This is a genomic window from Verrucomicrobiia bacterium, from assembly GCA_026414565.1.
Taxonomy (GTDB): domain Bacteria; phylum Verrucomicrobiota; class Verrucomicrobiia; order Limisphaerales; family Fontisphaeraceae; genus Fontisphaera.
This window is the reverse complement of the sequence record JAOAIT010000009.1, coordinates 274,952-291,102: the sequence shown is the minus strand read 5'-3', so window position 1 is coordinate 291,102 and position 16,151 is coordinate 274,952. Positions and strand designations below refer to the sequence as shown.

Here is a 16,151-nt window from a genome sequence, read left to right as displayed (position 1 = left end):
TCGCTCTAGCTGCTTTTGCGCAGCGCCATCAACAATTCTTGAACTTCCACCTCCACTTCCGCCTCGTCACCAGCATATTCTCGAATCACTTCCCGCAAGGTGCGGGCAAACATCCGTTTGGCCGTTAATAAGGCGTTGCCGGCCTCCACGGCATTATTAAAACCCGCCTGTTTATAAAGCTCCTGGTAGGGTACCGGTTCACCCCCGTGCAGTACTGGTTCCAACAACCGCCGCTCGAATACCAGCCACACCCGTTGCCGGCCATTGGCCTGGCAATAATCCCGCATGCGTTCCACCGTCTCTTCCAAGACGCGGCAGCTCCAGGCCCAATCCAGCGCTCCATCCACCTCATGGGCCTGCCCGGCCAAACAAACCTCCTCCTTAACCAGGTGCAGTCCCACTTCCTGGGGCCGCTTGCGTTTCAGCTCATCCCGCACAAAATTGACCAGCGAGACGGCGAGCAAACCGCGGAATCTACCCCGCGCCGGCCGGGCGTTATGCATCAGCCCACGGAGAAGCTCTTTTTTCCACACAAAACTATGCAGCCACTCCTCGGCCTGGCTTTTATCCACGCGAAACCTCGACTGAAGAAACTCCAGCAAGACCGGGTAATAAACCGTAAGCAAATGATCCAGAGCCTCCTTGGCCGCCGCAGCGTTACCTTGTTGCACCAAGGCGATCAGTGACCACCGGGTGGCCGGAAACATCTCAGCGGTAGCTTCACGGTTCATAGCCGGGTGAGCGCTACATGGCTATTTTAACGTTTTGAGAAATTTCAGCAATCTTTACCTCGTATCTTCGGCCCCTACCGGTTATCGGGCAAAGCAGTGGACCAGCCCGGGGCGCGGCCTTCTCCCCTTGTATTTTCCCGCCGCAGGCATTATTTAATAGTCAGGGACTGCTTATGCCAGAAACGTTGGATCCTGTGACCCTCCCCGAAGTGGGAGAGGAAACTGACAGCCAGTCAAAAGATGCGCTGGAGCCTGGATATCTGGTGGTCTGTTGGAATGACCCGGTCAACCTCATGAGCTATGTAACGCATGTATTTATGCGGGTTTTTGGCTGGCCCCGGCAAAAAGCCGAGCAGCACATGCTGCAGGTGCACACCCAGGGAAAGAGCGTCCTGGTGCGGGACACCCTGGAAAAGGCCGAGCATTACGTCCACCAGTTGCAAAGCTACAGCCTTCACGCCACCCTGGAAAAAGAGGAGCCGGCCTAGAACAGCAAACTTCTCCCCTCCTGCGCCCTTGCTGCCAGCGGCAGGCAGCCTCCGCGCCAAAGCGGCTCATTCCTGCCGCGCCAAATCCTCCAAGAGCTGTTCCACTTCGGCTTTGGGACCGGCGTGATTCTGTTGCTCGGCTAAAACCCGCGCGCGCTCCAGCGCCTGGCGTGCCGCCTGACGGTTTCCCAACGCCAGTTCACAGCGGGCCAATAGAATCTGCACCACCATCCAGTCGGGCTTGAGTTGCAACGCCACCAAGAAATGTTCTTTGGCCTCTACATACTGCCCCGCGTCAAACAGGGCCTTGCCCAGACTGAACCGGGGCAGCTCGTGGTCGGGAAACTGGGCCACCCTGGCCCGATGCCGTTCAATCGCATCATTCATGGCCTCCGCATCTTGTCACATGGCCCTGCTTGGCCTCAATCCGAAAACCAGCCGCGCCGGACTGTTTGGCAGACTTTGCCATGCCAGCGGGCTGAAGTTGGGGGGGCCGCGCCGGCGTCCGCTTCCTTGGGCCGCGCCGGTGGCCGCTTTCTTCAGGCTTGCGAGGCGGAGGCGTTTGTTGCAGGCTCAGGGGCATGAAAAATTGTTTGTTGAGTCTTTTGGCCTCGGCGGTGCTCGCCTCCGCCGCGGGAGTGGAACCGGGCTTTGTTTCGTTGTTCGATGGCAAGACCTTCAACGGCTGGCGCATGGCCACCGAAAACACGAACACCTGGAAAATTGAGGAGGGTGCGCTGGTGACGCGCGGGGATCGTTGCCATTTGTTCTATGTGGGCGATCCCAAGCCGTTCAAAAACTTTGAGCTGCGCGTGGAAGTGATGACCGAGCCAGGCGCCAACGGCGGCATTTATTTTCACACCCGCTACCAGCCCACCGGCTGGCCCAAGTATGGTTTCGAATGCCAGGTCAACAACAGCCACAGCGACTGGAAACGCACCGGCAGTTTGTATGACGTGGTCAATGTCCGGGAATCCGCCGCCAAGGACAACGAGTGGTGGACGCAAACCATTATCGTGCAGGGCAACCGGGTCATTGTGAAAATCAACGACAAGGTGGTGGTGGACTACACCGAGCCCCCGGACAAGAAACCCGGCACGGATTTCACGCGGAAGCTGGACGAGGGAACGTTCGCCCTGCAGGCCCATGATCCCAAGAGCGTGGTGCGCTTCAGAAACATCCGAGTCAAGCGGCTGGATTAACCGTTGATTCTTCGGGCGGCGGCCGGGGTTACAACCTGACCGCCGCCATTTTTTTAACCATGCGCCTGCGCTGGGTCATCACGGCCGCCTGGCTCCTGCTGTTGCTAAGCGTGGGAGGCGGTTGTCTCAGCCCCACCGCCAAACGCACGCGTTACACATACAATCCGGACTACGGGGCGGAGGATCCCCAATTCCTGCGCTCGTTGCAGGCCCTGCGCACCGGCATTCGGCCCGGCAACCAGGCCCGGTTGCTGGAAAATGGAGACGCGCTGTGGGCGGACATGTTTGACGCGCTGCGCGCTGCCCGCCACAGCATCAACATTGAGACGTACATTTTCAGCGACGGCAAACTCTCGCGCGAATTGACCGAGATCCTCTGCGAGCGCGCCCGGGCCGGCGTGGCGGTGCACATGCTGGTGGACGCCTGGGGCGCGCGCGCGCCCTTGTTGGAAGCCCAATTGCAGGCAGCGGGAGTGCGCTACCGCATTTACAAGCCCATCCGGCTCTATGCGCTGTACCACATCGAGGACCGGACGCATCGCAAACTGGTCATTGTGGATGGGCGCATCGGCTACTGCGGCGGTTTTTGTTTTGATGACCGCTGGCTGGGGGACGCCCGCAACCCCAAGGAGTGGCGGGAGCTGACCGTCCGCATGGAAGGCCCGGTGGTGGCCCAGATGCAGAGCATCTTCCTGGAGGACTGGCTGCACACGACCGGCGAGGTGTTGCACGGCGATGCGCATTTCCCTGCCCTGCCGCTGGCGGGGGAACAACTGGCCCAGGCCATCAGCAGCACCCGCCACGACCAGGCCTCCGTAAGCAAGCTGATGGTCTATATGGCCATCCAAGCCGCCCGCCGCCGGATCTGGATCGCCAATGCCTATTTCGTGCCCGATGCCCAAATCCGCACCGCCCTCAAAAATGCCGCGCATCGCGGGGTGGATGTGCGCATCATCACCCCTGGCGCCAATACCGACTTTGCCATGTTACGCAACGCCTCGCGTTTCTATCAGGCGGACCTCATCAAACACGGCATCAAGATTTACGAATATCAACCCACCATGATGCACAGCAAGGCCATGGTGGTGGACAGCATTTGGTCCACCATTGGCAGCATCAATCTCAACGCCCGCTCCTTCAAGAAAAACGCCGAGGCCAACGTGATGATCTACGACTACAAATTTGCGGAGGAACTGGAGCGGGCGCTGGCCAAAGACATGGAACAATCTCGCGAGATCACCCTGGAAGAAGTCCGCCGCCGGGGTCCGTGCGCGCACCTGCGGGAGTTCTGGTCTTCGTTGTTTTCCGAGCGCTACTAGGCCGCGCCTATTGGCGCTCGCGTCGGGCTATTTCCTGATCCAGCCACTGCAACCGCCGCGCCAGCCACGTCTTCATTTGCTCGATGTCCTGTTCAAAGGTCAGGCGATCCGGGTAGCCGCCGCGGTCCGTCGGCCAGCGTTGCAGGTTGCGCTGCACCGCCTCGCCCAATGTTTTTACGTTGGCGTCCATCATCGCCACGAGCGTGGCCTCGGCCAGCGGCCCGGCGCGCAGTTGCTTCCATCGCGCGATGAAACGCTGCCGATACTCGGCCTTTTGCATCAGGCGGTCAAACAACGGATTACTCAGCCAGACATTGTGCGGGTAGGGCGTGGCGTTCCAATTGCGGCCAAAGGTGCCGTCGTAATCCCACGGGACGAAAAAGAACTTGTTGGTCTGGGGGCCGCTCTCCTGTCCGTCCCGCGCCAGCAAAAAATTCTTGGTGATGCCGTCGCTGTTGGCCGTCACCTGCACCAGGATGTGGAAATCTATTGCATTCCCCAAGTCGAGGCGATGCGCGATGCCTCTTTCCGCATCCCAAAACTCCTGCGGGCTGGCGCTGCTGGTGAACCGCGTGAACAATTCCAGCGGACGCCAGTATTCCTTGCGCTCCGGGTCCGGCTCGCGCTGCTCGAAACCGCCACGGCCCGACTGCCCAAAATTGGCCGCGTGATCCTCGGCCTTGTAGATGACCGAATGACTGAAATCATTGGAGTGAAACGGTCGGAGTCCGAGGAGCTGCCGGTCCACGCGCTCCATCAGTAGATAAACGCCCTGATAACGCTGATTCAAATACACCTCCACAAACCGGCTGTCCGCCGCATGCCGCGGCGCCCGGGGTTCGGAAAAACTGCGGAAAATATCATAGGCCAACTTGTGCCGCATGAGCGAGCGGTCTATGTAGGCCGCATTCAAAACCCATCCTGATTTCCTGCTCATGCCCAACAAAGGGACGGCATTGGAAAGGCTGAGCCGGTATGATTTTTTCGGAAACCCCAGGGAGGTCGCCCCGTGGTAGCGCAGTTGCAACGGCAATGCGTTGGTCACCCCCTGGCGGCTGCCAGGGGGGTAGGCCAGTTGCATCAGGGCCGGCACCGGCGTTTCCCGGGAAAGCGGGTTGGTGACGGTTAAAAAGACCACCGGCAAATTTGGGGTGAAACTGCCCCACGCCAGCGCCGGCCGCAGTGGCGGGGCTGGCTTGGGTTCCGCAGCCGGCTGGGCCATGACGGCCACCGTCACCAGGCAGGCAGCTCCCATGAAAAAGGCGCGCATGTCCAACAGTTGGATGCCGCCGGCACGGCGGTTTATTCACGGTCTGGCGGCGGGGGTTCCCTGCTCCGTCCGCGCCACGGGCACTGTCACCGCCCACATGGCGGCAAATTGCGCGCGGGCGTCGTCTTTGAAGCCCAGCTCCGGCAAATACACGGCGCAAATTTCGCCATCCAGGTAAAGGGCCTCGTCGCACTCCAGTTTTTCGCGGAACAACCGGGCAAAGTCGTAAAAGCGCAGCCGGTGCAAGGATAACGCGAATACCACTTCGCCGCGGCGGCTCACTCCCACCCCGCTCCGCAGAAAGAAATTTGTGGAAGCCGGTCTGAAGGCGGGATGGAAGACACCGTTGGTCAACAACAAGGGGCCCGATTGACAGGCCAGATGCACCGGCGGCGCCAGCCGGGCAAATTCCTCCGAAGCCATCACCCGCGGGCCGGTGTCAGGATGCAGGAAAAACACGCCGTTGGGCTTCAAGTAGAAGTTATACTGTCCGCCCTCCAGCGATTTAAGATTCAGCGGTCGCAACTGCCGCCCTCCCTCCACATGCAATCCGAGCGGGGTCAAGTCGCGCGAGAAAATCCCGGCGTTGATGGCAAACTTCAGCTCTGCGGGACGCACATGCTCACGCAAACGTGAAAACGTGGCGAGGGGCTTGTCGTTATGATCCTTCCAATAAAGGCCCAAATGATCCGTTCGCCAATCCACCCAGTAACAAACAAACTCCTTGTCCAAAAACTGCACCCGCGCCGCACGGGCGGCCCCGGCCGGCCAGGCCAGCACCAGGAGGCAGCCGCCCGCCAGCATCCACCACCACATCCGCCGGCATTTTCGGGAGATCATGATGATGAAACGATAATCGGCTGCCTGCGCCCGTGTCAAATCTGGCGCATCCCTTCCACGGCGGGCCGCACGGCCCCGATGATTCAGCTCCCACCCGCGCGTGGCCGCCTAGTCGTCGTGCCGCCCCCGGAGCTACATCTCCCGGAAAACTCCGCCGTAATGCGCCGTGTAAAAGGAAATGACTTTGAAAGCTATGGCCAGCGCAATGAGCAGGTAAATGACCTTGGGCACCCAGGACCAAAAGATTCGCATCTGCTGCCGTCCCTCTTCCAAATACAAATGCTGCAAGTGCCGCAGCTCTTCGTCCAGCCGGCCACTGATTTCACCGCTCGAATAAAGGTTGGCAAAGAGCGTGGGGAAACACGTCTGACCTTGCACCAGCTCCGCCGGTGTCCGTCCCGCGGCCAGTTGGGGCGGCCACTGTCCCACCGCCTGGCGCAAGGCGGGGGAGCCGCTGGCAGCGGCGGCCAGTTCCCATGCCCGGAAGATGGGCACCCCCGCGTTCAAGAGTGCATGCAGCGCCGCCGCCAGGCGCGCCAGTGCCAGCTTATGGCGCGCACTGCCCAGCAAGGGAATAAAGCGCAATCCCCTCTCCAACTGCGCCCGCCAGGTCTCAGAGTGCGTCGGGAGGAAGGCATAAACCAGCCCGCCCACCACCGCATAGAGGGGCAGCAAAAAGCCCAGCGTTTTGAGCAAGTACCTGCCCAGATGGCCACTGGTGAAAAACTCGGCAAACGGAAAAATGAACGCGGCAAAATGGAGTAAAAAAAGGGGGTACAACAAATCCGTCAGGGTGCTCCGCGCAATTTGCGCCTGCATTTCATAATGCTCCGCCAGAAAGCGCAACACCTCGGCCAGACGCCCCCCTTGTTCGGCGGCCTCAATCAAAGCCAGATCAAATGCCGGTGGCGGGGGGTGGACCTGGCGGAAAGCCTCGGTGAGGGTTGCCCCGGTCTCCAACGATGCCTGAATTTCCCGCGCCTGCCGGGCCACCCAAGCGGCCGGTGGGTGCTCGCTAATCAGGCGGAAGGCCTGCAGGATGGAAACCCCCGCTTGAATCAGGCTGCCCAGTTGACGGTAGCTTTCCGCCTTCTGCTGCAACCGGCCGGGGCTGAAAGATGGCATGGGCCGGCGCCCCGCTCCTCAGGCCAGGACGCTGTCAATGAGGGATTTCAATTCCCCTTTGGACTTGGCCCCCACCACCTGTCGCACCGGCTGGCCCCCTTTGAAGAATACCAGATTGGGAATGCTCATGACATTGTAAGGGGCAGCCAGCTCGCCGTGCTTTTCCACGTCCACTTTGCCGATTTTCAAGCGACCGGCATATTCGGCAGCCAGCTCCACCAGCACCGGATTCAAACGCTGGCATGGCCCGCACCACTCCGCCCAAAAATCCACCAACACAGGAATGGAAGACTGCGTGACCTCGGCGTTGAAATTTTGAGGCGTTAACTCCAGAATATTGGCTCCTGCCATAGTTGGTAATAATTCAAGGTTCGTGCCGTGCCGGCTTCGAGCCGACGCAAAAACACCTGATGAATGGGGGCTTATTTCGGAATTTCGTCCAGCATCCCCTGGGTTTTTTCGAGCAGGTTCATGAGAAATAGAACCGTGCCCAGGGCGGCCCCGGAGATTACAAACGCCACAATCGCCAGCACCTTGTCAAACACCCCCACGGTTGCCGGCGGTTTGGGCGCAGCGGCCTTGGCGGGCGGAGGCGCCGTCCCCGGCTTGGCTGCGGCGGCGGGCGCGGCGGCTTTGGCGGCAGGTGCGGCGGCGGTGGCCAATTTGGCCCCCGGTGCGGCCGCGGGTGGCTTGGCCGTAGTGGCGGGCGCAGCCGGAGCCGCGGGCGCTGGAGTCGCTGCCGGAGGAGCGGCACCCGCCGGAGCGGCCGGCACGGCCACAGCAGGAGTGGCGGCCGGAGCGCTGGAGGCCGGCAAGGTGGGCAGTTTGATCGTGGGCGAAGCCGTGGGTTTGGGCGGCAGGGCAATGCGCACCGTCTCCTTCTTGGGTTGCACTTTCGCTTCCGCCGGTTTGGGCGGTACGCCACCAGGGGTGCCGGTTTCGTCAGCCATAAATCTTAAGCAATCATGTTTCCCGCAACCTAAAACCCGCCGCCGGACGTGTCAAACTCTTTCCGGGTTGCAGACGGCAAAAAAATAGTCCAAATTGTCGGTTGACAGGATGGCGGTTTTTTGGTCTTATCGCCGTCCCTTTTTGAATGAGGGAAGACAACTGATTTTTATGTACGCTGTATTAGAAACCGGAAGCAAGCAGTACCGCGTGGCGCCGGGCGATACTCTGGAAGTGGAAAAATTGCCCGTGCCCGCCGGGCAGCCCTTTGTCTTTGACCGCGTGTTGCTGGTGAATCAGGACGGCACCGTCAAGGTGGGCAACCCCACCGTCGCCAACGCGAGCGTCAGCGCCGAGGTGGTGGCGCACAAACGGGGTGAGAAGAAACTCACCTTTAAGATGAAACGGCGCAAAGGATACCACAAAACCATCGGTCACCGGCAATCGCTGACGGTGGTCAAAATCAACGCCATCAACGTCTAACCCTTTTAACCCTCTCAGTCTATGGCACACAAGAAAGGTCAAGGCAGCGTCCGTAACGGACGCGACAGCATCAGCAAGCGCCTGGGGGTCAAACGCTTCGGCGGCGAACTGGTTTCCGCCGGCAGCATTCTGGTCCGGCAGCGCGGCACCAAATACATCGCCGGCCAGAATGTCGGCATCGGCCGCGATTGGACCCTTTACGCTCTGGTGGATGGTCGCGTCAAATTCGATAAGAACAGTCGCCGGGTCAACGTGGAGCCGGTGGCCGAGACGGCCGGCGCCAACGCCAATTAGTCTTTGCACACATGAGCCAAGGCGAGGCAACCGCCTCGCCTTTTTCTTTGTCCGGCATGTTTGTTGACGAGATCAAGGTCTATGCGCGCGGCGGTCACGGCGGCCGGGGCTGCGTGGCCTTTCACCGGGAAGCCTATCGCCCCAAAGGCGGCCCCAGCGGGGGCAACGGCGGGCGCGGCGGCTCGGTGATTTTGGAGGCCGACCATGATCTTAACAATCTAATCGCCCAGTACTACAAACCCCGCCTGATCGCCCAGAACGGCCAGCACGGCATGGGCAAGGGCATGGACGGGGCCTCGGGGAAGGATTTGATTGTCAAAGTCCCCTGCGGCACGCTGGTCTGGCGTTTGCCGTCGCCTCTCCAGGCAGAGGAAGTTCAGGAAACGCCGGAAAACGCCCCCCGCCCTCTGCTGGCGAGTTCACTGCATCAGCGGCCGGTCATTCGCGTGTCCCGGGGCGAAGCTGCGCTGGAAATTGATCTGTCTGCCGAGGAGGCAGACGAGGCCCCGCGCGAAATACAACCCCGGCATCCGCAAAAGGGAGAGTTGATCGCTGACCTGACCCAGCACGGCCAGCGCTTTGTTTTGTGCCGCGGGGGCCGCGGGGGGCTGGGCAATCGCGCCTTCGCCACCGCCACACGCCAGACCCCCCGCTTTGCCCAACCCGGCGAACCAGGCGAAGAGGGGGAGTTTTTGCTGGAGCTGCGCCTCATGGCCGAGGTGGGGCTGGTGGGTTACCCCAATGCCGGCAAGTCCACCCTGCTTTCCGCCATTTCCAAGGCGCGGCCCAAGATTGCCCCTTACCCTTTCACCACCCTCACCCCGCAAGTGGGCATTGTGGAATACGAGGATTTCCACCGCCTGACGGTGTGTGACGTGCCCGGCCTCATTGCGGGGGCGCATCGCAATGTGGGCCTGGGCCATGCTTTCCTACGACACATCCAACGCTGTAAAGTGCTGGTGCTCCTTCTGGACATGGCCGGCACGGATGGCCGCCTGCCGTGGGAAGACTACCAGACGCTGCTGGCCGAGCTGGAATTGTTTGACCGCTCACTGCTGGAGCGCGCCCGGCTGGTGGTGGCAAACAAAATGGACGAGCCCGCCGCCGGTGAACTGCTTAAGCAGTTCAAGCGCCATGTGCGGCGCGTGCCGGTGATCACCATTTCCGCCGCTTTTGGCGATGGCCTGGCGACTTTCAAACGCGCCCTGCGCGAGGCCGTTGAGGCGGCAGATTGAGCCGCAGCGAAGCGGCGACGGCGTTGCCGCAAAAAGGCTGGCATCCCGGTGAAAATTTGCATAAAGAGGAAGGCCGTATCATGCATGGCTGGTTGCGTATTGTGGCCTACGTGGGGTTGATTGCCAGTGCTGTGCTCTTCGGTTGGGCGGCCGCCCTCTCACGCGAGCGCATGGGCACCAATGGGGCGTTCTGTTTCTTCTCGGTGGTGGCCCTGGCGCTGCTGGCGGCGCGCGATGTGAGCCGTTTCTTTGCAGATCGCGCGGTGGATTTCATGTACAACGATGATGGTGAGGGACAAAAAGACGAAGAATACGAGCAGGCGGAAGCCGTCTGGCGGCAGGGGGATTACCTTGAGGCCATCCGCCTGTTTCGGGCCTACCTGGAAAAGCATCCGCGGGAAATCCATGTCTCCCTGCGGATTGCCGAGATTTACGAAACCAACCTGGGCAACTACCTCGCCGCCGCTCTGGAATACGAAGAAGTCCTGAAAAAGCCCATTCACCCCGAGCGCTGGGGGTTGCGGGCCATCCACCTCTGCAATCTGTATAACAAACTCAACCAACCGGAGAAGGCCACGGCCCTGCTGGAGCGCATCGCCACTGAGTATAGTCAGACTGCCGCCGCCAAAAAGGCCCGGGAAAAGCTCGGCTGGCCGGAACCCACCCCTGCCCCAGAAGCAACGGAGGAGACGCCGTCAGAAGCCCCCGCCCCTCCACCCGAGGAACCCAAAGGCCCTGCCCTGCCTCCGGGTTTTCGTCCGAAAAAATAATCGTTTCCGGCGCCAACCCGCCCGTGTCCTGTGAAAATCGTCATTTTGGATGGTTACGCGGCCAACCCCGGCGATTTGTCCTGGGCGGAACTGGCCGCCTTGGGAGAGTTGCAGGTCTATGATCGCACCCCGGTGGCGCTCATCTTGGACCGCGCGCAGGGCGCCGAAGTCCTTTTTACCAATAAAACGCCCCTCCGCGCCGAAATACTGGCCGCCCTGCCGGCGTTGCGTTTTATTGGCGTACTGGCCACCGGCTACGACGTGGTGGATACCGCCGCCGCGCGCCGCCACGGCATAACGGTGTGCAACGTGCCCGACTACAGCACGCCCTCCGTGACCCAAGCGGTCTTTGCCCTGTTGTTGGAGCTGACCAACCATGTCGGGGAACATGCGCGCAGTGTGCAGGCAGGTGATTGGTGCCGCTCACCCGATTTTTCTTACTGGCTGCATCCGCTGGTGGAGCTGCACGGCCTGACACTCGGGCTGGTGGGCTTTGGCCGCATCGCACGCTCCGTAGCCCGGGTCGCGCTGGCCCTTGGCATGCGGGTCCAGGCCTGCCGCAAAATGATGGAGCGCGGCCATGAAACTTTGGCCGCCGTGACCATGGTGGATTTGGAGACCCTGCTGCGCACCAGCGACGTGGTTTCCCTGCACTGTCCGCTGACCGCCGAGACGCGCGGGCTGATCAACGCCCAACGCCTGGCCTGGATGAAGCCATCCGCCTTCCTGATCAACACCGGGCGCGGCGCGCTGGTTGTGGAAGTCGATCTGGCTCAGGCCTTGCGCGAAGGCCGCCTGGCGGGCGCCGCCGTGGATGTGCTGAGCCAGGAACCTCCTCCGCCCGATCATCCCCTACTGCAGGCCCCGCGCTGCTTCATCACCCCGCATCAGGCCTGGGCCACGCGCGCCGCCCGCCAGCGCCTGCTACGTGTTTCCGTGGAAAACCTTCGCGCCTACCTCACAGGTCACCCGCAAAATGTCGTGAACTAAGTTCCCTGCATGCTTGCACAGCCCAGCCGCAACGGCTAACAAAAATCCATGTCAACTCAAACCCATCCCCCCTTCCCGGCCCGACGTGTGCCACCGCCCGCAACGGCCTGGCTCATGATCCTGCTGCTGGCCGGCGGCATCACCGCCCAAGCCCAAAACCGCCAGCAAATCTTGCAATATCTACGGGGACTGGGCCATGGCTCCTACCTCTTTGGCCAGATGGCCACCTGGGTCCATGGGGAGAATCCCAACTTGGAGCATCCCTCCAACTGGCTGAAGAAAGTGCAACAACACACCGGCATCATGCCGGCCTATGGCTGTTTGACCTATGACTTCGATGACGATCCCTTCAGCGATGCCCAATGGAATGAAGGCGTCAAACAAATGTGGGAGCGCGGCCTGTTGGTCGGTGTTTACACCTTCTGGGCCAATCCCTGTGGCGGACGCTGGGATCAGCCCGTCCAAATCGCTCCCATTTTTACTGCGGAGTCCAATCCCATCAAAGCTCACTTCCATCGCCAGATGGATCGCATGGCGGACAATTTGCTCTGGCTTAAAAAACAGGGCATCACCGTGATCTACACCCCGCTGGTGGAATCGGACGATCGCAACAAATGGCACGCCAAAGAGGGGCCACAGATGGCCATCCGTCTGTATCGCCTGATTCACGATCACTTCGCCGCCAGGGGCGTGGACAACGTGCTCTGGGCTTATCACACCACCCAACGCAACGGCGCCCTGCAGGAATATTACCCCGGCGATGCCTACGTGGACATCCTGGGCAAGTCCGCCTACGGCCGCGGTCTGGTTTTTGACGAATACGAGTGGGCCGTGGAGAAGAAAAAGAAAGCCGGGAAAATCCTCTGGTGGGCGGAATTAGGCATTCGCGGGAAGAACGAGGCCCCGCGGGATTGCCTGGACGTGGTGAAACAGCTCGACACCAGATACCCTGAACTGGCCGGCTTCAATTTCTGGAGCGACGAAGGTTTTTACAATGTGGTGGGCAATTTGAACGGGCGCGAACTCATGCAGGATTCCCGTATCATCACCCTCTCTTCGCCCAAAATGATCCAACGGCGGAAATAAAGGCCAAAGGCCGGGCTAAGAGGGGAACTCACCCCGCGGCCATGCGCCACACCGTTGCCACCAGGAAGGTTACCCCAAATCCCAAAGCCAGCGGCAGGAGGGTGGCTACGGCCGTCCAGCGGGCGCTGCCGGTTTCCTTATAGATGGTGTAAATCGTGGTGCTGCAGGGGTTATGCAGGAGGCTGAACAACATCAAATTGATGCCGGTCAGCACCGTCCACCCGCCCTTTTCCAGCAAACTCTTGATCACCTGGTCAGAGCCGGGATCAAACATCACGCCGGCGCCCTGCCCGGCCGCCAGGTCACCGGTCACCAGCACCGTCAGCATTAAAATTGTGGGAATGATGATTTCATTGGCCGGGATGGCGATAAGGTAGGCTACCAAGATAACCCCATTCAGGCCGATCATCACTCCCACCGGATCCAGGGTGTGGATGAGATACTCCACCAGACTGACCTCCCCGATTTTTACATTGGCACTCAGCCAGATGACCGCCCCAGCCGGCAGCGCAAATACCACCGCCCGCCACAAGACGAAAAGGGTGCGGTCAATCAGCGAGGTGTACAAAGTGCGGAGAATACGGGGCGGCCGATAGGGCGGCAATTCCAGGCTGAACGTGGAAACCTCCCCCCGCAGCAAGGAGCGGGAAAGCCCCCAGGAAACCAGCAGGCTCAAGGCAATGCCCAGCAGTGCCACGGCGCTGACCGCCAGGGCCGCCACCAAGCCTTGCATCGCGGGCGGCACCAGCGCCCCCACAAAGAGGGTGGCCATCAAAATCTGCGTGGGCCAGCGCCCGTTGCAGAGCGAAAAATTATTCGTCAAAATCGCCAGCAACCGCTCCCGGGGGCTGTCAATGATGCGCGTGGCAATCACCCCGGCCGCGTTGCACCCAAACCCCATCATCAGGCTCATGGCCTGCTTGCCGTGTGCTCCGGCGGCCCGAAACAAGCGGTCCAAATTGAAGGCCACCCGCGGCAGATAGCCGAAATCCTCCAACAAGGTGAACAAAGGAAAAAAGATCGCCATGGGCGGCAACATCACACTCACCACCCAGGCTGTGGCCAGATACATGCCATCTACCACCAGGCCGGTCAGCCACCAGGGCGCATCCAGTCCCGCAAAAACCCCTCGCAACCAGGGATGGCCTGCCTCCACCAGAACGGCCGACAACAGGCCGCTCGGCACATTGGCCCCGCTGATCGTCAGCCAAAACACTCCCGTCAGCATCAACAACATGATCGGAAACCCCCAGCGCCGACTGGTGACAATGCGGTCAATTTTTTGATCCAAGGTGGCAGGCGAGGCCGCTGCGCCCGGCTTCTTGATGGCCCGGCCGGCCACCGCCGCCGCATGTTGATAGAGCGTCTCGACAATCAGCTCGTGCGGGTCACCACCCACTTTGACGCGATACTGCTGCGCGGCCTCCAGCAACGCAGCCACCTCCGGATGGATGGGTTGAGGAGCACTCATCCCGTCCTGACCACCTCCTCACCGGCGAGGGGTTCGCCGCCATTGACGGCCAGGTCCGCCAGTTGCGCAATTTCGCCGCTTTGCACCGCCTGCAATATGCGGTCGTCACCTGCCAGCAACCGCATGGCCACCCACCGATGATTAGGCAGGCGGGGATACAACCGCCGCAACCGCCCCACCAAATCCTGCAACGCCTCCCGCAACGCCGGCGGCTCCTGCGCCACCCGTTTGGGCCGGCAATGTATCTGGCCGCTCGCCACCCCATGAATGGTTTCCAGCAGTTCCGGCAGGCCCTCCCCCTGTCGGGCGGCGGCGGGGACCACCGGAATGCCCAAGTCACGCGCCAGTTGGCGGACATCCACCTCCAGCCCGTACCGCCGCGCCTCGTCCATCAGATTCAGGCACAACACCACCCGCGGGGTGATCTCCAGCACCTGCAGCGCCAGATTGAGATTGCGCTCCAGACGGGTGGCATCCGCCACCACCACCGTGACATCCGGCTGGCCAAACAACAGGAAGTTGCGCGCAATTTCCTCATCCACACTGGTGGACAACAAGCTGTAGGTGCCCGGCAAATCCACCAGTTTGAAGTGTTTGCCGGCATATTCGAATCCTCCCTCGGCGCGCGCCACGGTTTTGCCCGGCCAGTTGCCGGTGTGCTGACGCAGGCCGGTTAATGCATTGAAGACGGTGCTCTTGCCTGTGTTGGGATTACCGGCCAGCGCCACCACATAATCCCAGCGATCAATCGCCAGCCCCAGCTTGCGCAACCGGGCAGAACGATACACCGCACAGTCGGCGCAGGCGGAGGAGGCAGAGGGCGTGGGGGCCGGAGGGGTTTTCATGCCGCCATCGGGACAGGTGCTGCGATGCGAATGGCCCGCGCTTGATCGCGGCGCAACGCCACGGTGGTGCCCCGCACCTCATAAGCCACAGGATCCCCCAGCGGACTAATCATGGCCACTTTGACCTCGGTGCCGGGTACGAAGCCCAAGTCCAGCAACCGCCGGCGCTCCGGCCCGCGGCAGGCTGGAGACAACCCCAACACCACCGCCTTCTCCCCCGGCCCCAGCGAAGCCAGGTACCGCTCCTCCGCCGGCAGACGCACCGCCTCCCGCACCACCTCCACGCCCACGTTCTGGGCCTGCAACGGAGCCAGCGTGTGTTGCGTGCCATGGGCAAAAATCTTGACCTGATGCGGCTGCCGGTCGGTGATCGAAACATTCACCCCCGGCCCCAAACCCAGGGCTGCCAACTGGTCATACACCCGGGCCGGCTCGTCCTCCAAATGGGTGATGACCAGCGGCGTGTTGATGGGCGCCGTGTTCAAGGACTGGCTGACGTCGGCTGGCAACGGCTCGCCCGATTCGGGGATGATGTCCCCGTGCGGATCCACCCGCGGATGCCCCAGCCGCGCCGCCAAGGCCTCGGTTTCCTCGGGGGTCAACAGGTGTTCCTGCTGCTCGGCCTGCGCATGCCACTCCTTTTCGCCCACACCGGTCTGGTCGGCCAGATAACTTTCCCATAACCGATGCGCCCGCACCACATGCGAGGCCAGTTCGCGCCCCGGGGGGGTCAATTGAAAATTGCCGTTCTGCAACCGAGTCAGCCCCCGGGCCTCCAAATCCTCCATCAATTCCGCCGCGGCATCGGTTTTCAAATGGACCGCGCCCGCCAGACTCTCCAGGCTGACAGGGCGGCCATTGGCCTCCTGATGCAACAGGTGCTTCAAGGCATCCTCCCGGCGACATCGTTGGGCCAGGGACCGGCTGGCCTTCCAGCGGGCCAACAACCCCGCCTGCGGCCAGATAATCAACAGGGCCAGGGCCAACAGCCCCACGCCCAGACAGCCTGCGATTAACGTCCACATAAACCGTCACCCGCCTGCGACGGTCGCCC

General features: G+C 61.4%; 19 protein-coding genes. 9 read left to right on the top strand and 10 right to left on the bottom strand.

Features of this window, described 5'->3' with window-relative positions; all coding sequences use genetic code 11:
• Nucleotides 1–5 precede the first annotated feature (5 nt).
• The gene (locus N3J91_02465; protein MCX8155312.1) at nt 6–731 is read right to left on the bottom strand and encodes a hypothetical protein; all 726 of its coding nucleotides are present in this window, start codon (nt 729–731) and stop codon (nt 6–8) included.
• Nucleotides 732–904: 173 nt separating this feature from the next.
• Between N3J91_02465 and clpS the strand changes: the two genes are divergently transcribed.
• Complete coding sequence (clpS, locus tag N3J91_02460) at nt 905–1,219, top strand: ATP-dependent Clp protease adapter ClpS (protein ID MCX8155311.1); 315 nt, start codon at nt 905–907, stop codon at nt 1,217–1,219.
• Nucleotides 1,220–1,285: 66 nt separating this feature from the next.
• Here clpS and N3J91_02455 read toward each other — a convergent pair whose 3' ends face one another.
• The gene (locus N3J91_02455; protein MCX8155310.1) at nt 1,286–1,606 is read right to left on the bottom strand and encodes a tetratricopeptide repeat protein; all 321 of its coding nucleotides are present in this window, start codon (nt 1,604–1,606) and stop codon (nt 1,286–1,288) included.
• Nucleotides 1,607–1,800: 194 nt separating this feature from the next.
• Between N3J91_02455 and N3J91_02450 the strand changes: the two genes are divergently transcribed.
• Together N3J91_02450 and N3J91_02445 are read left to right on the top strand one after the other, a co-directional pair.
• Complete coding sequence (locus tag N3J91_02450) at nt 1,801–2,421, top strand: DUF1080 domain-containing protein (GenBank protein MCX8155309.1); 621 nt, start codon at nt 1,801–1,803, stop codon at nt 2,419–2,421.
• 59 nt (nt 2,422–2,480) lie between these two features.
• Nucleotides 2,481–3,740 carry a phospholipase D-like domain-containing protein gene (locus N3J91_02445; protein MCX8155308.1) on the top strand — a complete coding sequence of 420 codons (1,260 nt, stop codon included), beginning with the start codon at nt 2,481–2,483 and terminating at the stop codon, nt 3,738–3,740.
• Nucleotides 3,741–3,747: 7 nt separating this feature from the next.
• On the opposite strand, the gene N3J91_02440 is transcribed toward N3J91_02445, so the two are convergent.
• The 5 genes from N3J91_02440 to N3J91_02420 form a co-directional block, all read right to left on the bottom strand.
• Nucleotides 3,748–5,010, bottom strand: coding sequence for a CotH kinase family protein (locus tag N3J91_02440; protein ID MCX8155307.1), 1,263 nt, complete (start codon nt 5,008–5,010; stop codon nt 3,748–3,750).
• A 36-nt stretch (nt 5,011–5,046) separates the two neighbouring features.
• Complete coding sequence (locus N3J91_02435) at nt 5,047–5,850, bottom strand: phosphodiester glycosidase family protein (GenBank protein MCX8155306.1); 804 nt, start codon at nt 5,848–5,850, stop codon at nt 5,047–5,049.
• 132 nt (nt 5,851–5,982) lie between these two features.
• Nucleotides 5,983–6,975: a type II secretion system F family protein gene (locus N3J91_02430; GenBank protein ID MCX8155305.1), complete on the bottom strand. Its 993-nt coding sequence runs from the start codon at nt 6,973–6,975 to the stop codon at nt 5,983–5,985.
• Nucleotides 6,976–6,993: 18 nt separating this feature from the next.
• The gene (gene trxA, locus N3J91_02425; protein ID MCX8155304.1) at nt 6,994–7,326 is read right to left on the bottom strand and encodes a thioredoxin; all 333 of its coding nucleotides are present in this window, start codon (nt 7,324–7,326) and stop codon (nt 6,994–6,996) included.
• Between the two features lie 71 nt (nt 7,327–7,397).
• Complete coding sequence (locus tag N3J91_02420; GenBank protein ID MCX8155303.1) at nt 7,398–7,925, bottom strand: hypothetical protein; 528 nt, start codon at nt 7,923–7,925, stop codon at nt 7,398–7,400.
• 169 nt (nt 7,926–8,094) lie between these two features.
• Between N3J91_02420 and rplU the strand changes: the two genes are divergently transcribed.
• From rplU to N3J91_02390, 6 genes are all read left to right on the top strand, one after another.
• Complete coding sequence (gene rplU, locus N3J91_02415) at nt 8,095–8,406, top strand: 50S ribosomal protein L21 (GenBank protein ID MCX8155302.1); 312 nt, start codon at nt 8,095–8,097, stop codon at nt 8,404–8,406.
• Nucleotides 8,407–8,427: 21 nt separating this feature from the next.
• Nucleotides 8,428–8,700 carry a 50S ribosomal protein L27 gene (gene rpmA / locus N3J91_02410; GenBank protein ID MCX8155301.1) on the top strand — a complete coding sequence of 91 codons (273 nt, stop codon included), beginning with the start codon at nt 8,428–8,430 and terminating at the stop codon, nt 8,698–8,700.
• A 56-nt stretch (nt 8,701–8,756) separates the two neighbouring features.
• Nucleotides 8,757–9,935, top strand: a complete 1,179-nt coding sequence (gene obgE / locus N3J91_02405; protein ID MCX8155300.1) for a GTPase ObgE — start codon at nt 8,757–8,759, stop codon at nt 9,933–9,935.
• An 80-nt stretch (nt 9,936–10,015) separates the two neighbouring features.
• The gene (locus N3J91_02400) at nt 10,016–10,705 is read left to right on the top strand and encodes a hypothetical protein (GenBank protein MCX8155299.1); all 690 of its coding nucleotides are present in this window, start codon (nt 10,016–10,018) and stop codon (nt 10,703–10,705) included.
• 30 nt (nt 10,706–10,735) lie between these two features.
• Complete coding sequence (locus tag N3J91_02395; GenBank protein ID MCX8155298.1) at nt 10,736–11,695, top strand: D-2-hydroxyacid dehydrogenase; 960 nt, start codon at nt 10,736–10,738, stop codon at nt 11,693–11,695.
• A 48-nt stretch (nt 11,696–11,743) separates the two neighbouring features.
• Nucleotides 11,744–12,781 (top strand): glycoside hydrolase family 26 protein, encoded by a 1,038-nt coding sequence (locus N3J91_02390; GenBank protein ID MCX8155297.1) that lies wholly within the window; start codon nt 11,744–11,746, stop codon nt 12,779–12,781.
• A 28-nt stretch (nt 12,782–12,809) separates the two neighbouring features.
• Here N3J91_02390 and N3J91_02385 read toward each other — a convergent pair whose 3' ends face one another.
• From N3J91_02385 to N3J91_02375, 3 genes are read right to left on the bottom strand one after another with little or no spacing between them, the layout of a single operon-like run.
• Nucleotides 12,810–14,252 (bottom strand): ferrous iron transporter B, encoded by a 1,443-nt coding sequence (locus tag N3J91_02385; protein MCX8155296.1) that lies wholly within the window; start codon nt 14,250–14,252, stop codon nt 12,810–12,812.
• Nucleotides 14,249–15,097, bottom strand: a complete 849-nt coding sequence (locus tag N3J91_02380; protein MCX8155295.1) for a 50S ribosome-binding GTPase — start codon at nt 15,095–15,097, stop codon at nt 14,249–14,251. Before N3J91_02380 ends, N3J91_02385 begins: the two co-directional genes overlap by 4 nt.
• Nucleotides 15,094–16,122 (bottom strand): FeoA domain-containing protein, encoded by a 1,029-nt coding sequence (locus N3J91_02375; GenBank protein MCX8155294.1) that lies wholly within the window; start codon nt 16,120–16,122, stop codon nt 15,094–15,096. The genes N3J91_02380 and N3J91_02375 overlap by 4 nt, the downstream gene beginning before the upstream one ends.
• Between the last annotated feature and the right edge of the window lie 29 nt (nt 16,123–16,151).

Coding starts and splice junctions, on each gene's coding strand:
- N3J91_02465 (MCX8155312.1), bottom strand. CDS start 731: ATGAACCGTGAAGCTACCGCTGAGATGTTTCCGGCCACCCGGTGGTCA.
- clpS (MCX8155311.1), top strand. CDS start 905: ATGCCAGAAACGTTGGATCCTGTGACCCTCCCCGAAGTGGGAGAGGAA.
- N3J91_02455 (MCX8155310.1), bottom strand. CDS start 1,606: ATGAATGATGCGATTGAACGGCATCGGGCCAGGGTGGCCCAGTTTCCC.
- N3J91_02450 (MCX8155309.1), top strand. CDS start 1,801: ATGAAAAATTGTTTGTTGAGTCTTTTGGCCTCGGCGGTGCTCGCCTCC.
- N3J91_02445 (MCX8155308.1), top strand. CDS start 2,481: ATGCGCCTGCGCTGGGTCATCACGGCCGCCTGGCTCCTGCTGTTGCTA.
- N3J91_02440 (MCX8155307.1), bottom strand. CDS start 5,010: ATGCGCGCCTTTTTCATGGGAGCTGCCTGCCTGGTGACGGTGGCCGTC.
- N3J91_02435 (MCX8155306.1), bottom strand. CDS start 5,850: ATGATCTCCCGAAAATGCCGGCGGATGTGGTGGTGGATGCTGGCGGGC.
- N3J91_02430 (MCX8155305.1), bottom strand. CDS start 6,975: ATGCCATCTTTCAGCCCCGGCCGGTTGCAGCAGAAGGCGGAAAGCTAC.
- trxA (MCX8155304.1), bottom strand. CDS start 7,326: ATGGCAGGAGCCAATATTCTGGAGTTAACGCCTCAAAATTTCAACGCC.
- N3J91_02420 (MCX8155303.1), bottom strand. CDS start 7,925: ATGGCTGACGAAACCGGCACCCCTGGTGGCGTACCGCCCAAACCGGCG.
- rplU (MCX8155302.1), top strand. CDS start 8,095: ATGTACGCTGTATTAGAAACCGGAAGCAAGCAGTACCGCGTGGCGCCG.
- rpmA (MCX8155301.1), top strand. CDS start 8,428: ATGGCACACAAGAAAGGTCAAGGCAGCGTCCGTAACGGACGCGACAGC.
- obgE (MCX8155300.1), top strand. CDS start 8,757: ATGTTTGTTGACGAGATCAAGGTCTATGCGCGCGGCGGTCACGGCGGC.
- N3J91_02400 (MCX8155299.1), top strand. CDS start 10,016: ATGCATGGCTGGTTGCGTATTGTGGCCTACGTGGGGTTGATTGCCAGT.
- N3J91_02390 (MCX8155297.1), top strand. CDS start 11,744: ATGTCAACTCAAACCCATCCCCCCTTCCCGGCCCGACGTGTGCCACCG.
- N3J91_02385 (MCX8155296.1), bottom strand. CDS start 14,252: ATGAGTGCTCCTCAACCCATCCATCCGGAGGTGGCTGCGTTGCTGGAG.
- N3J91_02380 (MCX8155295.1), bottom strand. CDS start 15,097: ATGAAAACCCCTCCGGCCCCCACGCCCTCTGCCTCCTCCGCCTGCGCC.
- N3J91_02375 (MCX8155294.1), bottom strand. CDS start 16,122: ATGTGGACGTTAATCGCAGGCTGTCTGGGCGTGGGGCTGTTGGCCCTG.